The sequence below is a fragment of the Enterobacter sp. ECC_219_Taxon_10 genome, assembly GCF_058354905.1.
In genome coordinates, this window is the sequence record NZ_CM178005.1 from 874,306 (window position 1) to 896,274 (window position 21,969).

Consider the following 21,969-nt stretch of genomic DNA (forward strand, 5'->3'; position numbering starts at 1 on the left):
TTTGTGATTTACACTTTGAAATTATTAAAAAAATTAAATCTTAAATTAAGTATTTTTAAGTTCATGTATTTTTCATTTAAAACATGCGGTTGTGGCTAACTGTATGTCTCGCCTCATTGTCCGCTCTGGACATAATGAAGAAAAATCTGATGTAATCTCCTCAAGAAATTCACTTTCTCTAAGGATATTTCTAAAGAGTTAGTGGCGTAACTGTCGGAGAACATTCTAACGCGAAATATTTGTAGCGAGAATGGATGCCTCTATCATCAAATATAAGGATATTATTATGAATAAGTATGTTGTTTCTTCGTTATTAGCCGGAAGCATAATGGCCGCGCTGTCTTTGCCTGTATTTGCATCGAACGATTCCGGTACGGTGAACTTTGCCGGAAAAATTGTTGCTGATACCTGCGAAATTAACGTGGATGGATCCGGAACTAACGCTTCCACCGTCACTTTCGCCGATACCTATCCTTCGGATTTTGGCGCTGATGGTACGGTTGGTACCTCAAAAGCCTTTAAGATTGAAGTGAAAAAATGTGACCCTCTGGTCGCTAAACTGAACCTCAAGTTCAGCGGCACGACGACAGACGCCGCGTACAAGCGTTTGAAGAACGATCTGACAGGCGCAGGTAATGCGACCAACGTAGGTATTATCGTCAGCAATGAGAACGGCTCAAAAGGCGATGTTATTTTCGACGGTTCAGTACCGGATGCGGGTACCGATGTGAATAACGACGCGACCGGGGCAACGGCTTCTGTCTTTAACTACACCGCGAAAGTGATTCAGGTGGGGGATACCGCGCCAACTGCGGGCCATTACTCCTCCTCTGCAACATTCGAGGTTGTCTACCGCTAAGCAATGACTGGCAGCCTGAACGGCTGCCTTTTTGGAACATTGTATGAAGACTTTATTTAAATTGTTATGTGGTTGTTTAATTGTTTCCTGCTGTTCAGTACAGGCAAGCGTTGTTCTCGGCGGTACGCGAATTATTTATCCATCGAATAAATCTGAAATTCAAATAGCACTTAAAAATAAAGATCCTCATACGCGTTATCTGGTGCAAAGCTGGGTCAGTTATCCCAATGATGCAAAAGCGCCTTTCATTATTACGCCTCCTGTTTACAAATTGCAGGAAAATCGTCAAACCCTTTTGCACGTTATTTTTACCGGCGATAAAAAAAGCCTGCCCGCAGACCGGGAATCACTGTTTCTGGCGAACGTTAAATCGGTATCGGCACTTTCACCTGAGCTGAAAGAGAAAAATACGCTGCAGTTTGCGATGAAAACGCGCCTCAAACTGTTCTGGCGCCCCGCTCAGTTGAAAGAAACCGATGCGCTGAGTGCCTATGAAAAAATCACTTTCCATCGCCAGGGTGACACGCTTATCGCAAACAACCCGACACCGTTTTACGTCTCGTTTGGCGAGCTTGCCGTTGGCGGGAAAAGCGTGCCGGTGAAAGAGACCAAAACCACGCCTGGAGCCATTTCCATGATGGTGGCACCGTTCAGCGAGCAGCGTTTCGCGTTACCGAATTCAGCAAAGGGCGCGGTGACCTGGACGGCAATCAACGATTTCGGTGGACAGACCCCGCAACGCAAACAGGCTCTTTAAATAATCATGTTGGTATTTTATGTCGTCATCTCTGCTCCACAAACAGGTACTATCCGGGATCGCGCTGGCGCTGCTCGCCGCGATCCAGCCTGCAAGTGCCGATGACGAATTTAACCTGCGGATCCTTGAACTGGATACGCCGCTCGAAAATACCTCTACGCTACAAAACTTCATCAACGATAACGGGTTACTAGCCGGAAGCTACCTCACGACAGTTATGTGGGATCGGGACGTTGTGGATAAACGTCCCATCGCCTTCGTGCTCTCTGACGATAAACAGCGCCTGCTGCCGGAGCTAACGAAAGCGGACCTGCGTGATTACGGCGTGAAAGTCGACGCGATCCCGGACTTAAAAGATCTGGATGACGGCGCTTACGTTCGCGATATCTCCCATTTTATTGAAAATGCCCGTTACGAATACAATCAGGATGACCAGACCCTGAAGCTGGTCATCCCGCAGGTGTATCGCGACCACGCTGCCGCTGGCGCGATACGTCCAAAATTCTGGGATGACGGCGCGCCTGCCGCCTGGACAAGCTATCAACTCAGCGGTTCTCAGCAGCACTACAGCACGGGCAAAACTTCTTCGACCTGGCTTGGCCTGGAGTCGGGGATTAACCTTGGAGCGTGGCGGCTGCGTAATAACAGCACCTGGAGCGACGCTTCCGGCTGGGAGGCCATTGCCAGCACGTTACAACGCGACATCAAAACGCTAAAAAGCCAGCTTGAGATTGGCCAGACGTATACCAACGGCGAGCTTTTTGACAGCGTCCAGATGACCGGCGTGAAGCTGGAAACGGACTCCTCTATGCTGCCCGTCAGCCAGCAGGGCTTTGCGCCTGTCGTGCGCGGTATTGCCAATAGCGATGCGAAAGTCACTATTAAGCAAAACGGCTACATCATTTATCAAACGAACGTCTCGCCGGGGCCGTTTGAGATCCGCGATTTAAGCCAGGTAACATCCGGCGCCGATCTGGAAGTGACTGTCGAAGAGGCGGACGGCAGCGAGCATAGCTTCATCCAGGCCAGCGCCTCGGTGCCGGTGTTGCAGCGGGAAGGTGGTTTTAAGTATTCACTGGCAGCTGGGCGCTATCGCGGTAATGAAGGTGAAGATGAACCGATCTTTGCGCAAGGCACGGCCATCTATGGTCTGCCTTACGGCGTTACGGCGTATACCGGCGCGATGGGGGCGTCCCTGTATCATGCTTTGCTGTTGGGGCTCGGCGCCGACCTGGGACACTTCGGCTCGGCATCTGTCGATCTCACCGCCGCGCGTACCGCGTTTGATGACGGACGTGACGATGCCAGCGGTTTATCCTGGCGGGCTCAGTATTCGAAAGATATTCCTGACACGGATACGACCGTGACGCTTGCCAGCTATCGCTACTCCACCTCGGGTTTTTATACCTTTCAGGAAGCTCTCGATCAGCGTGACAGCGAGATCGATGACGGCATTTATACCTACCGCAGAACCAACAACCGCCGTAGCCGCATGCAGCTCAACCTTTCCCAGCGTATTTCAGACTGGGGCTCGGCCTATCTCAACGGCTATCAGCAGGATTACTGGGACATGGACGGCCACGAACGTAGCGTCAGCGCGGGGCTGAGCTCCAGCTGGCGCAATATCACCTGGTCGATAAGCTACAACCTGACCCGCACGCCAGATGCCGATACCGACCGGCAAATGGCGTTGACGGTCAATATTCCCTTATCGAAATGGCTGCCTGATGCCTGGGTAACCTACAGCGCTAACACCGCCAGCGGTGGGTTTGTTTCGCATCAGGTCGGGCTCGGCGGTACTGCTCTTGAGGACAATAAGCTGAGCTATAACCTCCAGCAGACCTACGCCAGCCAGGATACGGGCTACGGTGGCAGCCTGTCCGGGCGTTACCGCGGCGCTTCCGGTGAAGTGGGGATGGGGTACAGCTACGGCGGCGACAATCGACAGTGGAATTACAGCGCTCAGGGGTCAATCGTTGCTCACGAGCATGGCGTGACGCTGGGGCAACCCGTGCGCGACGCCTTCGCCATTGTGCACATTAAAGATGGCGATAACGTCAAAGTGCAAAACGGACGCGGCATTTCAACCGATCGTTTTGGTAACGCGATCGTTCCCTCCCTGACCGCCTATCGACACAACGTCATTACGGTCAACACTCAGGATCGGGAAGATATTGATATCGACGCGGCGACGAAGGATCTCGTCCCGACGAAAGGCGCCGCGCTGCACGCCACCTTCGATGCCCGCGTTGGACGACGCGCGCTGGTGACTTTGCTTTATGCGGGCAAACCCGTGCCGTTTGGTGCCGTCGTAGCGCTGGATAACACCACTGCCATCGTGGGTGATGACGGTGAGGTTTACCTGACGGGGCTGTCCGGCAAAACCATGTTTAGTGTGCAGTGGGGGGAAGAGCGCGATCGGCAGTGTCAGGGGACGCTGGATATTCCTTCAGAGAGCCCGGCAGGGATCGTCAAAGCAACGGTCAACTGCCATTAACAGAGGTATTTCATGATTCTCCACCGTTCAGTCAATACGTTTCTCTCGCCCGTGCTGCTTTTGCTGGCGGGCCTTTTTTTCCATTCAGCCCGGGCTGAATGTACCTTTAACGGCAGCGCTGGCGTGGATGCTGTCGTAACGTTTCAACTTCCTCCGGTGATTATTGTCCAGCCCGATACGCCCGTCGGCACCGTGATTTATGATGCCAGCGTTGAAAGTAAAGAGGTGCTGGTGGACTGTAGCGGTGAAGCGCAAATTCGGCGCGGATATCTGTATCTGACCGATACCGACGCGCGGGAGGATGTGATGACCGGGGTTTACCAGACCAACGTGCCGGGTATTGGCATCCGTGCGGCATCGTCGAACGAGCAGTTCCCCAGCTACAACGAGGAAGATATCCTCAGGCCGATGCACTATCTGGGATCGACACATGGAAGCTCGCAAAGCAAATCGGTATTTCGTGCCGCCGCACAGCTGGTGGTGACGGGCGATATCCAGGAAGGGTATCTCGATACCTCACGATTAACCTCAATGGACATTCTGGGCAACGCGGTGATAGGTGAGATGCGTTTTTCTCCTGCCAGCGTTCGCATTACAACCAACACCTGTAACCTGGTTGACCGAAACATTTATGTGCCGCTGAAAACGGTCAACACCCAGGACTTTAACGGCCAGTACTCAGACATACTCACGGACAGCAGCTTCAGGATTGAAATCACCGACTGTGCGGCGGGCACAAAGGTTGATTATCAGTTTACCAGCGCGGGTTCAACGGGGGTCACGAACGGCAATATTCTCGGCATTGCTGCCGGAGACTCTGCCGCCGATGGCGTCGGCATACAGATCCTTGACCAGAATAATACGGTTCTGCACTTTGATCAGAACTACACGGCCATAACCAGTACGCAGGACAAAGTCCCTGTCGAGATCCCGCTCAAGGCCCGCTACATCAAGACGGGAGAGATTAAAGCCGGCAAAGTCGACTCTGTCGCGACGTTCGAAGTCTTTTACCGATAATCCATCCTGCCCGCTCCGGCGGGCTTAAACGATCATTTCACTACACTTATTAACCCCCTGTTTTCATCTGGTTAATTCTTAAACCCTTAAATCTTGTAGGGCCGCTTACTGCTTGCTATGCAACCAGCGTTTCGCATATTATTCTGCGGTCATAATAATAATTCTCGTTTACGTTATCATTCACTTTTCCATCAGAGATAAACATGGCGCTTTCCAATACTGCTCAGCCAATTACCACGTCGCTGCGTAAAGTCGCGGCGGTCGTAGCCACAGCGGTTGCCGGCATGTCTACGTACGCACATGCTGCCGAAACCCAGAAAAAAGAAGAGACCATTACGGTAACCGCAGCACCTGCTGCCCAGGAAAGTGCCTGGGGGCCCGCTGCGACTATCGCTGCAAGGCAATCCGCCACCGGCACGAAAACGGATACGCCAATCCAGAAGGTTCCGCAGTCTATTTCTGTGGTGACGGCCGAAGAGATGGCGCTGCACCAGCCGCGCTCGGTGAAAGAAGCCCTGAGCTACACGCCGGGCGTTGCGGTAGGCACGCGCGGTGCGTCTAATACCTATGACTATTTGATCATTCGCGGCTTCGCGGCGGATGGGCAGTCGCAGAATAACTACCTCGACGGCATGAAAATGCAGGGGAACTTCTACAACGACGCGGTAATTGACCCGTACATGCTGGAGCGCGCCGAGATCATGCGCGGTCCGGTTTCCGTTCTGTACGGCAAAAGCAGCCCTGGCGGTTTGCTGAACATGGTCAGTAAGCGCCCGACAACCGAACCGCTGAAAGAGATCCAGTTCAAGGTGGGTACGGACAGCCTGTTCCAGACCGGCTTTGATTTTAGCGATGCGATCGATGATGACGGTGTTTACTCGTACCGTCTGACGGGCGTTGCGCGTTCGAACAATTCGCAGCAGGAAGGTAAAGGCGAACAGCGTTATGCCATCGCGCCATCGTTCTCCTGGCGTCCGGATGAGAAGACCACCTTCACATTCCTCTCTTACTTCCAGAACGAGCCTGAAACGGGCTACTACGGTTGGTTGCCAAAAGAGGGGACGGTTGATCCGCTGCCTGACGGCGATCGTCTGCCAACGAACTTCAACGAAGGCGCGAAGAACAACACCTATTCCCGTAACCAGAAGATGGTGGGATACAGCTTCGACCACGAATTCAACGATACCTTTACCGTGCGTCAGAACCTGCGTTATGCGCAGAATAAAACCTCGCAAAACAGCGTCTACGGCTACGGTATGTGTTCTGACCCGCTCTATTCGAGTAATCCGGCATCCAGCCCTTGCGCCAGCATTCCTCAATCGCAGTGGGGTCATACGTTGACTCGCCAGTATGTGATCGATAACGAGAAGCTGGAAAACTTCACTGTCGACACGCAGTTGCAGAGCAAGTTCGCGACGGGTTCGCTCGATCATACGCTTCTGACCGGCGTTGATTTTATGCGCATGCGTAATGACATCGATTCGTGGTTTGGTTATGCCGGTTCCGTAGCTCCCTCTGATATCTATAACCTCGATCGTAGCGATTTCGATTTCGGTTCACATCCCGGGCCGTCAGGTGCTTATCAGGTGCTGAACAAGCAAAAGCAGACCGGTATTTATGCTCAGGATCAGATCGAGTGGGATAAAGTGCTGGTAACGCTGGGTGGTCGATATGACTGGGCCAATCAAGAATCTTACAACCGCGTGACAAATACGACTTCCGAGCGTAATGACACCCAGTTCACCTGGCGTGGCGGTGTTAACTACCTGTTCGATAACGGCGTCACCCCGTACTTTAGCTACAGCGAATCGTTCGAACCGGCTTCTCAGACCGGAGCGAACGGCAACGTCTTTGCACCGTCTAAAGGCAAACAGTACGAAGCGGGCGTGAAATACGTGCCGAACGATCGTCCGATCGTTGTCACCGGTGCGTTGTACCAACTGACTAAAACCAACAACCTGATGGCCGACCCTGCGGGTTCCTTCTTCTCCGTTGAAGGCGGCGAGATCCGCGCCCGTGGCGTAGAGCTGGAAGCGAAAGCGGCCCTGTCTGCGAGCGTGAACGTTGTCGGTTCTTATACCTACACCGATGCCGAGTACACCACGGACACCAACTACAAAGGCAACACGCCTGCTCAGGTGCCAAAACACATGGCGTCGCTGTGGGGCGACTACACGCTGTTTGATGGTGCACTGTCCGGTCTGACGCTGGGTACCGGCGTGCGTTATACGGGCTCCAGCTATGGCGATCCGGCGAACTCCTTCAAAGTAGGCAGCTACACCGTGGTGGATGCGCTGGTCAGATACGATCTTGCTCGCGTTGGCATGGCAGGCTCTAACGTTGCGCTTCACGTGAACAACCTGTTCGATCGTGAATACGTCGCCAGCTGCTTCAATACCTACGGCTGCTTCTGGGGTGCCGAACGTCAGGTTGTTGCCACCGCGACCTTCCGCTTCTAATCGCTTTTTGGGCACGGTTCGCCGTGCCCTTTTTATTTAAGTTGGCTGACATGCAGGATAATAAAACGCAATCCGACACCACCTTTACGCTCAATCAACTCTCCTTTCGCGTACCCGGGCGCACGCTGCTGCATCCGCTCTCTCTGACGTTTCCGGCCGGTAAAGTGACGGGCCTGATTGGCCACAACGGCTCCGGTAAATCCACGCTGCTCAAGATGCTGGGGCGCCATCAGCCGCCTTCAGAAGGCGCTATTCTGCTGGATGACCAGCCGCTGGAGAGCTGGAGCAGCAAAGCCTTTGCTCGCAAAGTGGCCTATCTGCCGCAGCAGTTGCCGCAGGCGGAAGGGATGACGGTGCGTGAGCTGGTGGCGATTGGGCGTTATCCGTGGCACGGTGCGCTTGGGCGCTTCGGCGTCGCCGACAGAGAAAAAGTGGAAGAGGCGATTGCGCTGGTGGGGCTAAAACCGCTGGCGCACCGTCTGGTGGACAGCCTGTCCGGCGGTGAACGTCAGCGGGCGTGGATTGCGATGCTGGTGGCGCAGGACAGCCGCTGCCTGCTGCTGGATGAACCGACCTCTGCGTTGGATATTGCCCATCAGGTGGACGTGCTGGCGCTGGTGCATCGCTTAAGCCAGCAGCGTGGCCTGACGGTGATCGCGGTCCTGCACGATATCAACATGGCGGCACGCTACTGTGACTACCTCGTCGCGCTGCGTGGCGGCGAAATGATTGCCCAGGGCACGCCGTCTGAACTGATGCGCAGCGAAACGCTGGAACATATTTACGGTATTCCGATGGGGATTTTGCCTCACCCGGCCGGGGCTGCACCGGTGAGCTTCGTATACTGATGCTGGATAACATTTCCCTTAGCCGCCGTCGTCTTCTGACGGCAATGGCGCTCTCACCGCTGCTGTTTAAAATGAATGCGGCGCGCGCTGCCGCCGTCGATCCGCACCGCATTGTGGCGCTGGAGTGGCTGCCGGTCGAACTGATGATGGCGCTGGGCGTCACGCCGTATGGCGTGGCGGATATTCCAAACTATAACCTCTGGGTGAACGAGCCGAAGCTGCCGGACTCGGTGATCGACATCGGCCTGCGCACGGAGCCAAACCTCGAACTGCTCACTCAGATGAAACCGTCGTTCCTGTTCTGGTCTGCGGGCTACGGTCCGTCAGAAGAGACCATGGCGCGGATTGCGCCCGGGCGCGGTTTTTCCTTCAGCGACGGTAAAAAACCGCTGACCGTGGCGAAAAACTCCATTAACGAGATGGCGCATTTCCTCAACCGCGAGGCGGAGGCCAAAAAGCATCTCGATGACTTCGATGCCCTGATTACCGCCCTTAAGCCGCGCTTTGCCAACCGGGGCGATCGCCCGCTGCTGATGGTGACGCTGCTGGATGCCCGCCATATGCTGGTCTTCGGTAAAAACTGCCTGTTCCAGGAGGTGCTGGACAGCTTCGGCATTAGCAATGCCTGGGAAGGGGAGATGACTTTCTGGGGCAGCACCGCCGTCGGTATCGATCGTCTGGCGGCGTTTCGCGATGTGGACGTGCTGTGCTTCGACCACGGCAACGAACGCGAGATGCAAACGCTGATGGCGACGCCGCTCTGGCAGGCGATGCCGTTTGTGCGCGAGAAGCGCTTCCAGCGCGCACCCGCAGTATGGTTCTACGGCGCGACGCTGTCGGCCATGCATTTTGCCCGCGTGCTGGATAACGCGCTGGGAGGCAAAGCATGAGTACGCGTATCGCCCGTTTCCCGGTGCTGCTGTTGTTCATGCTTTTCCTGGTTGCGCTGGCTCTCACCGGGTTCAATCTCTCGACGGCGTTACCGCGCGCGCAGTGGGGCGCCGCGCTGGCCTCGCCGGATATCGACAATATTCAGCAGATGCTGTTCCACTACAGCCTGCTGCCGCGTCTGGCGATTTCACTGCTGGTTGGGGCCGGTTTAGGGCTGGTGGGCGTGTTGTTCCAGCAGGTGTTGCGTAACCCGCTGGCAGAGCCGACAACCCTGGGCGTCGCGACGGGGGCTCAGCTTGGGATCACGATAACCACGCTCTGGGCGTTACCCGGGGCGTTAACCGCGCAGTTTGCCGCTCTCGCGGGAGCGTGCGTGGTGGGGGCGCTGGTCTTTGGCGTCGCCTGGGGCAAGCGCCTTTCCCCGGTAACGCTGATCCTGGCCGGGCTGGTCGTCAGCCTCTACTGCGGCGCGATTAATCAGCTGCTGGTGCTGTTCCATCACGATCAGCTGCAAAGCATGTTCCTGTGGAGTACCGGTACGCTCACCCAGACCGACTGGAGCGTTGTGCAGCGCCTGTGGCCGCAGCTGGCGGGCGGCGTCGTGTTGACGCTGCTGCTGCTTCGTCCGCTGACGCTCATGGGGCTGGATGATGGCGTGGCGCGCAACCTGGGGCTGGCGCTGTCGCTGGCTCGCCTGGCAGCGCTCACCCTGGCGATTGTGCTCAGTGCTCTGCTGGTTAACGCGGTCGGCATCATCGGGTTTATTGGCCTCTTTGCGCCCCTGCTGGCGAAAATGCTCGGAGCGCGTCGCCTGCTGGCGCGTCTGCTGCTGGCGCCGCTGATTGGCGCGCTGATCCTCTGGCTTTCCGATCAGATCATTCTCTGGCTGGCGCGCGTCTGGATGGAAGTGTCTACGGGGTCGGCAACGGCGCTTATCGGGGCGCCGCTGCTGCTGTGGCTGCTCCCGCGCCTGCGCAGTATCAGCGCGCCGGCGATGGACGCCGGCGATAAGGTCTATGCTGAACGTCAGTCGGTGCTGTGGTTCAGCCTTGCCGGTCTGGCGGTGTTGCTTATCGCCTCGTTTGCCGCCCTCGCGTTTGGGCGCGATGCCGCAGGCTGGCACTGGGCAACGGGTGACTTACTCAACGAACTATTACAATGGCGCTGGCCGCGTATTCTCTCTGCGTTGTTTGCTGGCGTAATGCTGGCGGTCGCTGGCTGTATTATTCAGCGTCTCACCGGCAACCCGATGGCAAGTCCTGAAGTGCTGGGGATCAGCTCCGGCGCTGCCTTTGGCGTGGTGCTGATGCTGTTCCTGGTGCCGGGCAATGCGTTTGGCTGGCTGATGCCTGCCGGAAGTATCGGTGCGGCGGTCACGCTGATGATTATTCTGGTTGCCTCGGGCCGCGGCGGATTTTCTCCACACCGCATGCTGCTGGCCGGTATGGCCCTCAGCACCGCCTTTACTATGCTGCTGATGATGCTACAGGCGAGCGGCGATCCGCGCATGGCGAAGATCCTGACCTGGATTTCCGGCTCAACGTACAACGCCACCGCCAGCCAGGTTGCCTGGTCAGGAAGCGTTATGATCGTGCTGCTGGCAATTGTGCCGCTGTGTCGTCGCTGGATGACCATTTTGCCGTTGGGGGGCGAAACCGCGCGTGCGGTTGGCTTAGCGCTGACGCCAACGCGCGTCGCGCTTCTGCTGCTGGCGGCGTGTCTGACGGCAACCGCCACCATGACCATCGGTCCGCTGAGCTTTGTAGGGTTGATGGCACCGCATATCGCCAGAATGATGGGTTTCCGCCGAACGATGCCGCATATTGTGATGTCGGCCCTGACGGGCGGGGTCATTCTGGTGTTTGCCGACTGGTGTGGAAGGATGGTGCTGTTCCCGTATCAGATCCCGGCGGGCCTGCTGTCGACCTTTATCGGTGCGCCGTACTTCATCTATCTGTTGAGAAAGCAGAGTCGGTAATAAAAGTAAACGGCAATCCTTGGATTGCCGTTTTAGTGTTTGCTCCCTCTCCCCGTGGGAGAGGGTTGGGGTGAGGGCACCAGGCCGCACATCTTACAACTTCGCAAACACCTTACGCGCAGCGTCGATGGTGTTATTGATATCTTCTTCGCTGTGCGCCACGGACATAAAGCCCGCTTCGAACGCGGACGGTGCCAGGTACACGCCTTCTTCCAGCATCAGGTGGAAGAAGCGCTTGAAGCGTTCAACGTCGCACTTCACCACGTCCTGGTAGCAGGTCACGGTTTTCGCATCGGTGAAGAAAATCCCGAACATGCCGCCGACGTGGTTAACAACCAGCGGAACCCCCGCTTCTTCTGCGGCTTCCAGCAGACCGTTTGCCAGCTGCGTGGTGCGGTCCGTCAGGGTTTCATGAATACCCGGCTGCGCCACTTCGGTCAGACAGGCGAAGCCCGCAGCCATGGCAATTGGGTTACCGGAGAGCGTGCCCGCCTGGTAAACCGGGCCGGTTGGCGCCAAGGCCTCCATCACGTCCTTACGACCACCGAAAGCACCGACCGGCATGCCGCCTCCGATGATTTTGCCGAGGCAGGTCAGGTCCGGCTCAACGCCGTAGTAAGACTGGGCACCCGCCAGCGCCACGCGGAAGCCGGTCATGACTTCATCGATGATCAGCAGCGCGCCGAACTCGTCGCACAGGGCGCGCAGGCCCGGCAGGAAGTCAGGCTGCGGAGGGATGCAGTTCATGTTGCCCGCAACCGGCTCAACGATAATGCAGGCGATCTCCTGCGGATACTGCTCGAACGCCGCGCGAACGGTGTTCAGATCGTTGTAGGTGCAGGTCAGGGTGTGCTTCGCGAAATCCGCAGGTACGCCAGGCGAGTTTGGCTGGCCGAGCGTCAGCGCGCCGGAGCCCGCTTTCACCAGCAGGCAGTCCGCATGGCCGTGGTAGCAGCCTTCAAACTTGATGATTTTGTCGCGACCGGTAAAACCGCGCGCCAGGCGGATGGCGCTCATGGTGGCTTCAGTACCGGAGTTCACCATACGCACCATGTCCATGGTAGGCACCAGTTCGGTCACCAGCTCCGCCATTTTCACTTCCATCTCGGTTGGTGCACCGAAGCTCAGGCCGCGCTGCGCGGCTTCGATGACCGCGTTACGAATGGCAGGGTGGTTATGTCCGAGAACCATCGGCCCCCAGGAACCGACGTAATCAATATAGGCTTTGCCATCGACATCATACAGATACGCGCCGTCAGCACGTTCAATAAACAGCGGCGTTCCGCCCACGCCGGTAAAGGCGCGAACAGGTGAGTTCACGCCACCTGGGATAAGCTCGCGGGCTGCACTGTAGAGGTTTTCAGACTTGCTCATGGCGTCGTTCCTGGTTCGTATAAAATGATTAAGCACACTATTCTAAGTGATTCGTGGAAGGTTATGAAATTTTTAGCCGGGTAATGCTTTAAGATTTGTTAAGTATTTTTCAGGCGACGCAGGGAAGGTCTCTGGTAAAATCTTCGCGGCTTTTTGTATGATGAATAAGAACAGGACATGAAATCAGATTCTCCGTCTTTTGAAGAACAACAGTTTACGCGCGCCCAGCACCGAATCAGTATTCGGCGGCTGCTCAATCGCGATAAAACGCCGCTGGCGATCCTGCTGGCCGCTGCCGTGGTGGGTACCCTTGCAGGCCTGGTTGGCGTGGCGTTTGAAAAAGCGGTTAATGCCGTACTCAACTGGCGAGTGGGAACCGTAGCCGGTTTCGCCGAGAGCGAATGGCTGGTATGGGTAGCGGCATTCGGCCTGTCTGCGCTGTTTGCCATGGTGGGGTATTTTCTGGTGCGTAAATTCGCCCCGGAAGCGGGCGGGTCTGGCATTCCGGAAATTGAAGGCGCGCTGGAGGAGCTGCGTCCGGTGCGCTGGTGGAGGGTGATCCCGGTTAAATTCATCGGCGGCATGGGGACGCTGGGCGCGGGGATGGTGCTAGGCCGGGAGGGGCCAACGGTGCAGCTGGGGGGGAACGTCGGCCGCATGGTGGGCGATCTGTTCCGTATGCGTAGCGCCGAGGCGCGCCATACGCTGCTGGCCACCGGTGCAGCGGCGGGGCTTTCTGCGGCATTTAACGCGCCGCTTGCGGGTATTTTATTCATCATCGAAGAGATGCGCGCGCAGTTCCGCTACAACCTGATCTCCATTAAAGCGGTGTTTACTGGCGTCATTATGTCGAGCATTGTCTTTCGCATCTTTAATGGCGAAGGGGCGGTGATTGAAGTCGGTAAACTGACCAACGCACCGGTGAACACCTTGTGGCTATATCTGATCCTCGGCATGATTTTTGGCGTGGTGGGGCCGCTGTTCAACGCCTTTATCTTACGCGCTCAGGATATGTTTCAGCGCGTTCACGGCGGCAATACCACGAAATGGGTGCTGATGGGCGGCCTGCTGGGCGGCATTTGTGGCGTGCTCGGCTTTATCGAACCGAATGCCGCGGGCGGCGGCTTCGGACTAATTCCCATTGCCGCAGCCGGAAACTTCAGCGTGGGTTTGCTGCTGTTTATGTTTATCTCCCGGGTTATCACGACGGTATTGTGCTTCTCCTCCGGCGCGCCCGGCGGGATTTTTGCCCCGATGCTGGCGCTGGGAACGCTGCTCGGCACCGCGTTTGGTATGGCGGCTGAGGCGGGTTTCCCCGCTTACCATCTGGACGCTGGCACCTTTGCCGTGGCCGGGATGGGGGCACTGCTGGCCGCGTCCCTGCGTGCGCCGTTAACCGGCATAGTGCTGGTGCTGGAGATGACGGATAATTACCAGCTCATTTTGCCAATGATCATTACCTGTCTCGGGGCGACACTATTAGCCCAATTCCTGGGTGGAAAACCGCTATACTCCACCATCCTCGCGCGTACCCTGGCAAAACAAGAGGTGGAGCGGGCCGCCACGCAGAATACTTGAATGAATTACCAGGGTATTAGATAATGACGAAAAGAATTGGGTGAATTTTACCCAATAGCAGTATTCATGGGAGCATAAGATGAGTGATGACGTAGCTGTGCCGCTGGAATTTACCGAAGCAGCAGCCAACAAAGTGAAAACCCTGATTGCCGACGAAGACAATCCGGATCTGAAACTGCGTGTCTATATTACCGGTGGCGGCTGCAGCGGCTTCCAGTACGGTTTTACCTTTGACGATCAGGTGAACGACGGCGATATGACCATTCAGAAGCAGGGCGTCGCGCTGGTGGTTGACCCGATGAGCCTGCAGTATCTGGTAGGCGGTTCGGTGGATTATACCGAAGGTCTGGAAGGCTCGCGCTTTGTGGTGACCAACCCGAACGCAACAAGCACCTGCGGGTGTGGTTCTTCGTTCAGTATTTAAGAGGGGGGCAGGCTGATGCCCCTCACCCTGGCCCTCTTCCACAGGGAGAGGGAGAAAAGCCTAAAAACGGTAACCTGAGGGTTACCGTTTTGCTTTTACCTGCCATTATCATCCAGCGCAAACGTCGGCAGCTTCAGGTGCCAGCGTATCGCCGCTAAACGTATCACCAGCGTAACGACCATCCCCAGCATGGCCGCATTTTCCAGCGGTACCGCGAAGGTGTAGTACGCCGTGGCGTGCACAATCCCGCCAATTATACAGGCCGTGGCGTAGATTTCAGTCCGCAGGATCATCGGTACTTCGCGCGCCAGGATGTCGCGAATGATCCCGCCGCCTACGCCGGTCAATACCCCCATGCAGATCGCCACCATCGGCCCTGTTCCGGCATTGAAGGCTTTATTCACCCCGATCCCCACAAACACGGCCAGACCCACGGCATCCAGCACCGGCAGGATCCATTTCGGTAATCTGCGGGGCTGGCGAACCAGTACAATGGTTAACAGACAGGTCACCATCGCCACCACCAGGTCGGTAGGATCTTTCACCCAAAACACCGGGCCATTATCCAGCGCCATATCGCGGATTGTCCCGCCGCCCACCGCGGTCACCACACCTAGCACCAGCACGCCAAACGGATCCATGCGTAGTTTTCCGGCGAGCAGGACGCCGGAGATAGCAAAAACGGCTGTACCAAGAATATCCAGCCAATAAACGAGCATCGCTAAATCCTCGAACGTATGTTAGTGGCTCTCTGCCAGGGCGGCACAGAGCTGTTTTGCGGCGAGGATAATACGCGGGCTGGCGCGTTCAAACCAGTCGCTGTTAAGCGGGATCACCGGAATTTTTAGCTGGCTCTGCCAGAATTGTTTAATTTTAGGAATCTCGCTCGCATTTCCGACCACTACGATGGCCTGCGGCTGGCGCGCCAGAACCTGCTCACGGCTCACCTGAGGCCACGGTACCCGGCTGGCAGCAAAGATATTTTCACCGCCACAGACTTCGAGCACCTGGTTCTGAATCGAGCCTTTTCCGGTGGTGAACAGCGGCTGGCTGCCAAACTGCAGGAAGATGCGTTTTTTGGCTGGCGTATCGTATTGGGCTTTCAGCGCGGCATAGTCGCTGAGCATCTGGTTCGCCGCACTCTCGGCTTTTTGAGGCGCAGGGCTATAAGGGGCCAGGGCGCGGAGTGCCTGGGCGACCTGCTCAATACTTACCGCGTCAACCCACATGACTTTGATGCCAAGCGAGGTGAGCTGGTTAACCTGCCGCTCGGCGTTACCACCACGCCAGGCCAGCACGAGATCCGGTTTAAGCGCCACGATGCGCTCAAGGTTCATCCCTTGCCAGGTTGCCACTTGCTCAATGCCGGACGCCTGTGGGGGGTAATCCGAAAAGCTGCTGACGCCAACGGGCGTGATCCCGGCGGCAAACGCCAGTTCGGTATTGGCGGGGGAGAGGGTAATCACACGCGGCGCGGCGAAAAGCCACGCCGGTGCGAGCAGAAGCAGGGCGACCAGCGCCCTGAGTGACTGTTTAACCACGTGCCAGGTTCTGCACCAGGCGTTCAACCATCACGGTAGACTGTTTCGCTGCAACGGCCAGGAACTCGTCGAAGCTGATGTGAGACTGCTGGTCTGCCACGTCAGAGATGGCGCGAACCACTACAAACGGTACGCTGAAGTTGTGGCAAACGTGCGCAATCGCGGTCGCTTCCATCTCAACGGCAACCGCCTGCGGGAAGTTGTGGCGGATTTTCGCCAGACCGACGGAGCCATTGATGAACGCATCACCGCTGACAATCAGGCCGCGCACTGCGTTGAGGTTGAGCTCAGCAATACAGGTCTCTGCCGCCGCAATCAGTTTGTCGTCAGCTTTAAACCCTGCCGGGCAGCCCGGAAGCTGGCCGTATTCGTAGCCGAACGCGGTGACGTCAGCATCGTGGTAACGCGCTTCGTCGGAGACAACGATATCACCCACTTTCAGCGTCGGTGCCAGGCCGCCTGCCGAGCCGGTGTTAATGATGACGTCCGGCTTGCAGCGCTCAAGCAGCAGGGTCGCACCCAGCGCAGCAGCCACTTTACCGATGCCTGATTTCAGCAGAGCCACCTCAACACCGTTCAGCTGGCCGGTGTAGATCTCACAACCCCCGAGAGAGAGGGTCTGACGGTTCTCAATTTTGTCACGCAGGAGCGTAACTTCTTCTTCCATTGCACCAATAATGCCGATTTTCATAGATTTACTCGCGATGTGCCTTGTTAAGAGGCATAGTCTATCATGCGGTTAAGGGGAAACGCATTCTCACGCGGGGGAGCACATGTCACCAATCGATTTTCGTACCAAAATTAACTGGCACCGACGTTTCCGTTCGCCGCAGGGCGAAAAGAGCGAACATGAGATCCTGCGTATCTTCGAAAGCGATCGCGGCAGGATCATTAACTCACCCGCCATCCGGCGTTTGCAGCAAAAGACCCAGGTGTTCCCGCTGGAGCGTAACGCCGCGGTGCGCACGCGCTTAACCCACTCAATGGAAGTGCAGCAGGTCGGACGTTATATTGCCAAAGAGATTTTAAGCCGCCTCAAAGAGCAACGTTTACTGGAAACCTATGGCCTGGATGAGCTGACGGGGCCCTTCGAGAGCATCGTTGAGATGGCCTGCCTGATGCACGATATCGGCAACCCGCCTTTTGGCCACTTTGGCGAGGCGGCTATTAATGACTGGTTTAAACAGCGGCTTCATCCGTCGGATGCGGTAAGCCAGCCACTCAGCGATGACCGCTGCATCGTGCGTGATTTACGCCTGCGTGAGGGCGAAGAAGGGCTAAACGATCTGCGCCGCAAAGTGCGCCAGGACCTTTGTCACTTTGAGGGCAATGCGCAGGGGATCCGGCTGGTGCACTCTCTGATGCGCATGAACCTGACCTGGGCGCAGGTCGGCTGCATTCTGAAATATACGCGTCCCGCCTGGTGGATGGGGGAAACGCCCGCGTCCCACAGTTATTTAATGAAAAAACCGGGCTATTACCTTTCCGAAGAGGCCTATATAGAACGGCTCCGTAAAGAACTTTCCCTGACGCCAAACGGCCGCTTCCCATTGACGTGGATTATGGAAGCCGCCGACGATATTTCCTATTGCGTGGCCGACCTGGAAGATGCCGTCGAGAAAAGAATATTCAGCGTCGAGGAGCTTTATCAGCATCTTTATGCAGCATGGGGAACCCATGAAAAAGGATCGCTGTTCGCGCAGGTTGTCGAAAATGCCTGGGAAAAATCGCGCTCAAATACGTTAAGCCGCAGTACGGAAGATCAGTTCTTTATGTATTTACGGGTCAATACATTAAATAAACTGGTGCCGTATGCCGCCTCACGCTTTATAGATAATTTGCCGCAAATCTTCAGCGGGGAATTCAACCACGCGCTGCTGGAGGATGACAGCAGTTTCAGCCAACTCCTTGAGCTTTATAAGCATGTGGCGATGCGGCATGTATTTAGCCATCCGGATGTCGAGCAGTTAGAGCTGCAGGGCTATCGGGTAATCAGTGGGTTACTGGAAATTTATTCCCCGTTGCTCCAGCTGTCGGTGGACGATTTCAGCGAGCTGGTGGAGCACGAGCGCGTGCGCAGAATACCCATCGAATCGCGGCTTTATCAGAAACTCTCTACCCGGCATCGCCTGGCCTATGTCGAGGCGATCGGTAAGCTGGATCGCCATTCTCCCCAATGGCCGGTGATGGAATATTATTATCGCTGCCGTCTTATCCAGGACTATATCAGCGGCATGACGGATTTGTATGCCTGGGATGAATACCGCAAGCTCATGGCGGTGGAATAACCACGGAGTTTTGTAAAGACGGCCAATAAATTTTTACCTTTTCCATAAACTTATGGCCGGAACTAAGCGGTATAAAATGAATCTGAGTTACACAGCAATTTTGCGTTACCTGTAAATCGAGATTGAGAAACATGAAAAAAACCACATTAGCAATGAGTGCACTGGCTCTGAGTTTAGGTTTAGCGCTGTCTCCTCTGACTGCTACTGCAGCTGAGACCGCGTCGTCGGCAGCAACCGCGCAGCAGATGCCAAGCCTGGCACCGATGCTCGAAAAAGTGATGCCATCGGTGGTGAGTATTAACGTTGAGGGTAGCACGACCGTCAATACGCCGCGTATGCCGCGTAACTTCCAGCAGTTCTTCGGTGACAATTCACCGTTCTGCCAGGACGGTTCGCCGTTCCAGAGCTCTCCGTTCTGTCAGGGCGGTGGCGCAGGGGATGACAGCCAGGGCGGCGGCCAGCAACAGAAATTCATGGCGCTTGGCTCGGGGGTGATTATTGATGCGGCGAAAGGCTACGTCGTCACCAACAACCACGTTGTGGATAACGCTAACAGCATCAAGGTTCAGCTGAGCGATGGCCGCAAGTTTGATGCGAAAGTGGTGGGTAAAGACCCGCGCTCCGATATCGCGCTGATCCAGATTCAGGATCCGAAAAACCTGACGGCGATTAAGATTGCCGACTCCGACGCACTGCGCGTGGGCGATTACACCGTCGCTATCGGTAACCCGTTCGGTCTGGGTGAAACCGTGACCTCTGGTATCGTCTCTGCGCTGGGCCGTAGCGGCCTGAATGCGGAAAACTATGAAAACTTCATCCAGACGGATGCGGCCATTAACCGCGGTAACTCCGGTGGTGCGCTGGTGAACCTGAATGGCGAGCTAATCGGTATCAACACCGCTATTCTGGCACCGGACGGCGGCAACATCGGGATTGGCTTTGCTATCCCGAGCAACATGGTGAAAAACCTGACTGCTCAGATGGTGCAGTATGGCCAGGTGAAACGCGGCGAGCTGGGTATTATGGGTACCGAGCTGAACTCTGAACTGGCGAAAGCGATGAAGGTGGATGCGCAGCGCGGCGCGTTCGTGAGCCAGGTTATGCCGAACTCCTCTGCGGCGAAGGCGGGCATTAAAGCGGGTGATGTGATTACCTCCCTGAACGGTAAACCGATCAGCAGCTTTGCCGCCCTGCGTGCGGAAGTGGGCTCGATGCCGATTGGCAGCAAAGTGACCCTTGGCCTGCTGCGTGACGGCAAACCGGTTAACGTGAGCCTTGAGCTGCAGCAGAGCAGCCAGAATCAGGTAGATTCCAGCACTATCTTCAGCGGTATTGAAGGTGCCGAGATGAGCAATAAAGGCGCAGATAAAGGCGTGGTGGTGAACAACGTGAAGGCGAATTCACCTGCTGCCCGTATCGGCCTGAAAAAAGGTGATGTGATTATGGGGGCTAACCAGCAGCCGGTGAAAAACATCGCTGAATTGCGCAAAATCCTCGACAGCAAACCGTCTGTGCTGGCACTGAATATCCAGCGCGGTGACACCTCAATCTACCTGCTGATGCAGTAATCCTTTTAAGCCCCTGCGTGCAGGGGCTTTCTCGTTTCTGTGACGCCTACCGCAACTCCATACTTCCCCCTCTCACTTTGTGCATTCGCACAATGCAGCCGTCGCTGAACTTCCCTATGCTTGAGCTCTGCTCACAGGAGGGTTACATGGCTGGCTGGCATCTTGATACCAAAATGGCGCAGGATATCGTGGCGCGCACCATGCGCATCATTGATACCAATATCAACGTAATGGATGCCCGCGGGCGCATTATTGGCAGCGGGGATCGGGAGCGTATTGGGGAATTGCACGAAGGTGCCCTGCTGGTGCTCTCTCAGGGCCGCGTGGTTGATATCGACGATGCGGTAGCGAAACACCTGCACGGCGTGCGTCAGGGGATTAATCTGCCGCTGCGTCTGGAAGGGGAAATTGTTGGCGTCATTGGTCTGACGGGCGAACCGGAATCTCTGCGTAAATACGGCGAGCTGGTCTGTATGACGGCGGAAATGATGCTGGAGCAGTCGCGTCTGATGTATCTGCTTGCCCAGGACAGCCGTTTACGCGAAGAGCTGGTAATGAACCTGATTCAGGCGGAAGAGCATACCCCTGCTCTCAGCGAATGGGCGCAGCGTCTGGGGATCGATCTGAACCAGCCGCGCGTGGTGGCGGTGATTGAGGTCGATAGCGGACAGCTTGGCGTAGACAGCGCGATGGCTGAACTTCAGCAGTTGCAAAATGCACTGGCGACGCCGGAGCGCAACAACCTGGTGGCGATAGTCTCGCTGACGGAAATGGTGGTACTCAAACCTGCGCTCAATCCGTTCGGCCGCTGGGATGCTGAGGATCATCGTCGTCGCGTGGAACTGCTGATCTCCCGTATGCAGGAGAACGGCCAGCTGCGTTTTCGCGTTGCCCTGGGCAATTACTTTACCGGGCCCGGCAGCATCGCCCGGTCCTGGCGTACCGCGCGCACCACCATGATGGTGGGCAAGCAGCGGATGCCGGAGAGCCGCAGTTATTTTTATCAGGATCTGATGCTGCCGGTGCTGCTCGACAGCCTGCGCGGCGGCTGGCAGGCCAACGAGCTGGCGCGGCCGTTAGTGCGCCTGAAGGCAATGGACAATAACGGCTTGCTGCGCCGGACCCTGCAGGCGTGGTTCCGCCATAACGTGCAGCCGCTGGCGACCTCAAAAGCGCTGTTTATTCATCGCAACACCCTGGAGTACCGGCTTAACCGGATTTCAGAGCTGACCGGGCTGGATTTGGGAAACTTTGACGACAGGCTACTGCTGTACGTGGCGCTGCAGCTGGACGAGCAGAGATGATGCAGTGTGCATTTTCACCCTCTCCCTGTGGGAGAGGGCCGGGGTGAGGGGATCAGACCGCACCTGACTTATTTATTGCGAGTTAATTTCTCAAGATCCGCTTCAATCTCGCTGATCTTGTTGGTGACAACGCTTTCAAGGTGACGCAGATCGTCGAGGATCTTACGCTTGAGATCGACTTCGGTGCGATCGCGCTGGCAAATCTGATCGAGTTCATCGATCACATAGCGCAGATTAGGGCTGATTTCCTGAACTTCTTTATAGCCTTGTCCTACGCCGTCGGCGACGACGGTCTTACGCTGGCGTGGATATTTAAACTTCACGCTCTTGGCGAAAAACTCTCCTTTATCCTTGTGAAAATAGATTTTTAAAATGTCGTTGTTGGCTTCCTGGCGAAGGCTGTAACGATCAATTTCATCAGGATTGGTAATGCCCAGACTTTTCAGATTATCGTACATAGCGGTACCCTTATCTCAACATAACCTTTGAATAATTAACGAAAAAATTCCTTTTTGCCACCCTCACATACAAAAAAAGCGGGGTCGATCCTGATTACATTTCACTGAAATTACCGGGCAGGGAAGGT

At 56.0% G+C, this 21,969-nt stretch carries 18 protein-coding genes; 13 read left to right on the forward strand and 5 right to left on the reverse strand.

Annotated features, from left to right (window positions below; translation table 11 throughout):
- Positions 1 to 250: 250 nt before the first annotated feature.
- The 8 genes from AC4ICF_RS04055 (at position 251) to fhuB (ending at position 11,306) form a co-directional block, all read left to right on the forward strand.
- Positions 251 to 859 carry a fimbrial protein gene (locus AC4ICF_RS04055; protein ID WP_316380922.1) on the forward strand — a complete coding sequence of 203 codons (609 nt, stop codon included), beginning with the start codon at positions 251 to 253 and terminating at the stop codon, positions 857 to 859.
- A gap of 43 nt (positions 860 to 902) precedes the next feature.
- Positions 903 to 1,616, forward strand: coding sequence for a fimbrial biogenesis chaperone (locus AC4ICF_RS04060; protein ID WP_316380934.1), 714 nt, complete (start codon positions 903 to 905; stop codon positions 1,614 to 1,616).
- A gap of 19 nt (positions 1,617 to 1,635) precedes the next feature.
- Positions 1,636 to 4,113, forward strand: coding sequence for a fimbria/pilus outer membrane usher protein (locus AC4ICF_RS04065; RefSeq protein ID WP_316380920.1), 2,478 nt, complete (start codon positions 1,636 to 1,638; stop codon positions 4,111 to 4,113).
- A gap of 12 nt (positions 4,114 to 4,125) precedes the next feature.
- Positions 4,126 to 5,130 carry a fimbrial protein gene (locus AC4ICF_RS04070; RefSeq protein WP_316380919.1) on the forward strand — a complete coding sequence of 335 codons (1,005 nt, stop codon included), beginning with the start codon at positions 4,126 to 4,128 and terminating at the stop codon, positions 5,128 to 5,130.
- A 203-nt stretch (positions 5,131 to 5,333) separates the two neighbouring features.
- Positions 5,334 to 7,589, forward strand: a complete 2,256-nt coding sequence (gene fhuA / locus AC4ICF_RS04075) for a ferrichrome porin FhuA (RefSeq protein ID WP_316380917.1) — start codon at positions 5,334 to 5,336, stop codon at positions 7,587 to 7,589.
- A 50-nt stretch (positions 7,590 to 7,639) separates the two neighbouring features.
- A complete protein-coding gene (gene fhuC / locus AC4ICF_RS04080; RefSeq protein WP_116342589.1) occupies positions 7,640 to 8,437 on the forward strand; it encodes a Fe3+-hydroxamate ABC transporter ATP-binding protein FhuC in 798 nt (265 codons plus the stop codon).
- The gene (gene fhuD / locus AC4ICF_RS04085; protein ID WP_316380915.1) at positions 8,437 to 9,327 is read left to right on the forward strand and encodes a Fe(3+)-hydroxamate ABC transporter substrate-binding protein FhuD; all 891 of its coding nucleotides are present in this window, start codon (positions 8,437 to 8,439) and stop codon (positions 9,325 to 9,327) included. The genes fhuC and fhuD overlap by 1 nt, the downstream gene beginning before the upstream one ends.
- Complete coding sequence (fhuB, locus tag AC4ICF_RS04090) at positions 9,324 to 11,306, forward strand: Fe(3+)-hydroxamate ABC transporter permease FhuB (RefSeq protein ID WP_316380913.1); 1,983 nt, start codon at positions 9,324 to 9,326, stop codon at positions 11,304 to 11,306. Before fhuD ends, fhuB begins: the two co-directional genes overlap by 4 nt.
- Before the next feature lie 93 nt (positions 11,307 to 11,399).
- Here the strand turns inward: fhuB and hemL are convergent, their stop codons facing one another.
- A complete protein-coding gene (gene hemL, locus AC4ICF_RS04095; protein ID WP_116342595.1) occupies positions 11,400 to 12,680 on the reverse strand; it encodes a glutamate-1-semialdehyde 2,1-aminomutase in 1,281 nt (426 codons plus the stop codon).
- A 177-nt stretch (positions 12,681 to 12,857) separates the two neighbouring features.
- On the opposite strand from hemL, the gene clcA reads away from it, so the two are divergent.
- Positions 12,858 to 14,258 carry a H(+)/Cl(-) exchange transporter ClcA gene (clcA, locus tag AC4ICF_RS04100; protein ID WP_316380912.1) on the forward strand — a complete coding sequence of 467 codons (1,401 nt, stop codon included), beginning with the start codon at positions 12,858 to 12,860 and terminating at the stop codon, positions 14,256 to 14,258.
- A 79-nt stretch (positions 14,259 to 14,337) separates the two neighbouring features.
- Positions 14,338 to 14,682 (forward strand): iron-sulfur cluster insertion protein ErpA, encoded by a 345-nt coding sequence (erpA, locus tag AC4ICF_RS04105; protein ID WP_316380910.1) that lies wholly within the window; start codon positions 14,338 to 14,340, stop codon positions 14,680 to 14,682.
- Between the two features lie 95 nt (positions 14,683 to 14,777).
- Here erpA and AC4ICF_RS04110 read toward each other — a convergent pair whose 3' ends face one another.
- From AC4ICF_RS04110 to mtnN, 3 genes are read right to left on the reverse strand one after another with little or no spacing between them, the layout of a single operon-like run.
- Entirely contained in the window at positions 14,778 to 15,401 is a 624-nt protein-coding gene (locus AC4ICF_RS04110; protein ID WP_316380909.1) for a TRIC cation channel family protein, read from the reverse strand.
- A gap of 21 nt (positions 15,402 to 15,422) precedes the next feature.
- Positions 15,423 to 16,223, reverse strand: coding sequence for a vitamin B12 ABC transporter substrate-binding protein BtuF (btuF, locus tag AC4ICF_RS04115; RefSeq protein ID WP_166710161.1), 801 nt, complete (start codon positions 16,221 to 16,223; stop codon positions 15,423 to 15,425).
- On the reverse strand, positions 16,216 to 16,914 hold the full coding sequence (gene mtnN, locus AC4ICF_RS04120) for a 5'-methylthioadenosine/S-adenosylhomocysteine nucleosidase (protein ID WP_166710163.1): 699 nt from the start codon (positions 16,912 to 16,914) through the stop codon (positions 16,216 to 16,218). Before mtnN ends, btuF begins: the two co-directional genes overlap by 8 nt.
- An 82-nt stretch (positions 16,915 to 16,996) precedes the next feature.
- Between mtnN and dgt the strand changes: the two genes are divergently transcribed.
- The 3 genes from dgt (at position 16,997) to AC4ICF_RS04135 (ending at position 21,383) form a co-directional block, all read left to right on the forward strand.
- Positions 16,997 to 18,511 (forward strand): dGTPase, encoded by a 1,515-nt coding sequence (gene dgt, locus AC4ICF_RS04125; RefSeq protein ID WP_316380906.1) that lies wholly within the window; start codon positions 16,997 to 16,999, stop codon positions 18,509 to 18,511.
- Between the two features lie 131 nt (positions 18,512 to 18,642).
- Positions 18,643 to 20,079, forward strand: a complete 1,437-nt coding sequence (degP, locus tag AC4ICF_RS04130) for a serine endoprotease DegP (protein WP_116342607.1) — start codon at positions 18,643 to 18,645, stop codon at positions 20,077 to 20,079.
- 146 nt (positions 20,080 to 20,225) lie between these two features.
- Complete coding sequence (locus AC4ICF_RS04135) at positions 20,226 to 21,383, forward strand: CdaR family transcriptional regulator (protein ID WP_116342609.1); 1,158 nt, start codon at positions 20,226 to 20,228, stop codon at positions 21,381 to 21,383.
- A gap of 68 nt (positions 21,384 to 21,451) precedes the next feature.
- Here the strand turns inward: AC4ICF_RS04135 and AC4ICF_RS04140 are convergent, their stop codons facing one another.
- The gene (locus tag AC4ICF_RS04140) at positions 21,452 to 21,841 is read right to left on the reverse strand and encodes a DUF3461 family protein (RefSeq protein WP_008501916.1); all 390 of its coding nucleotides are present in this window, start codon (positions 21,839 to 21,841) and stop codon (positions 21,452 to 21,454) included.
- Between the last annotated feature and the right edge of the window lie 128 nt (positions 21,842 to 21,969).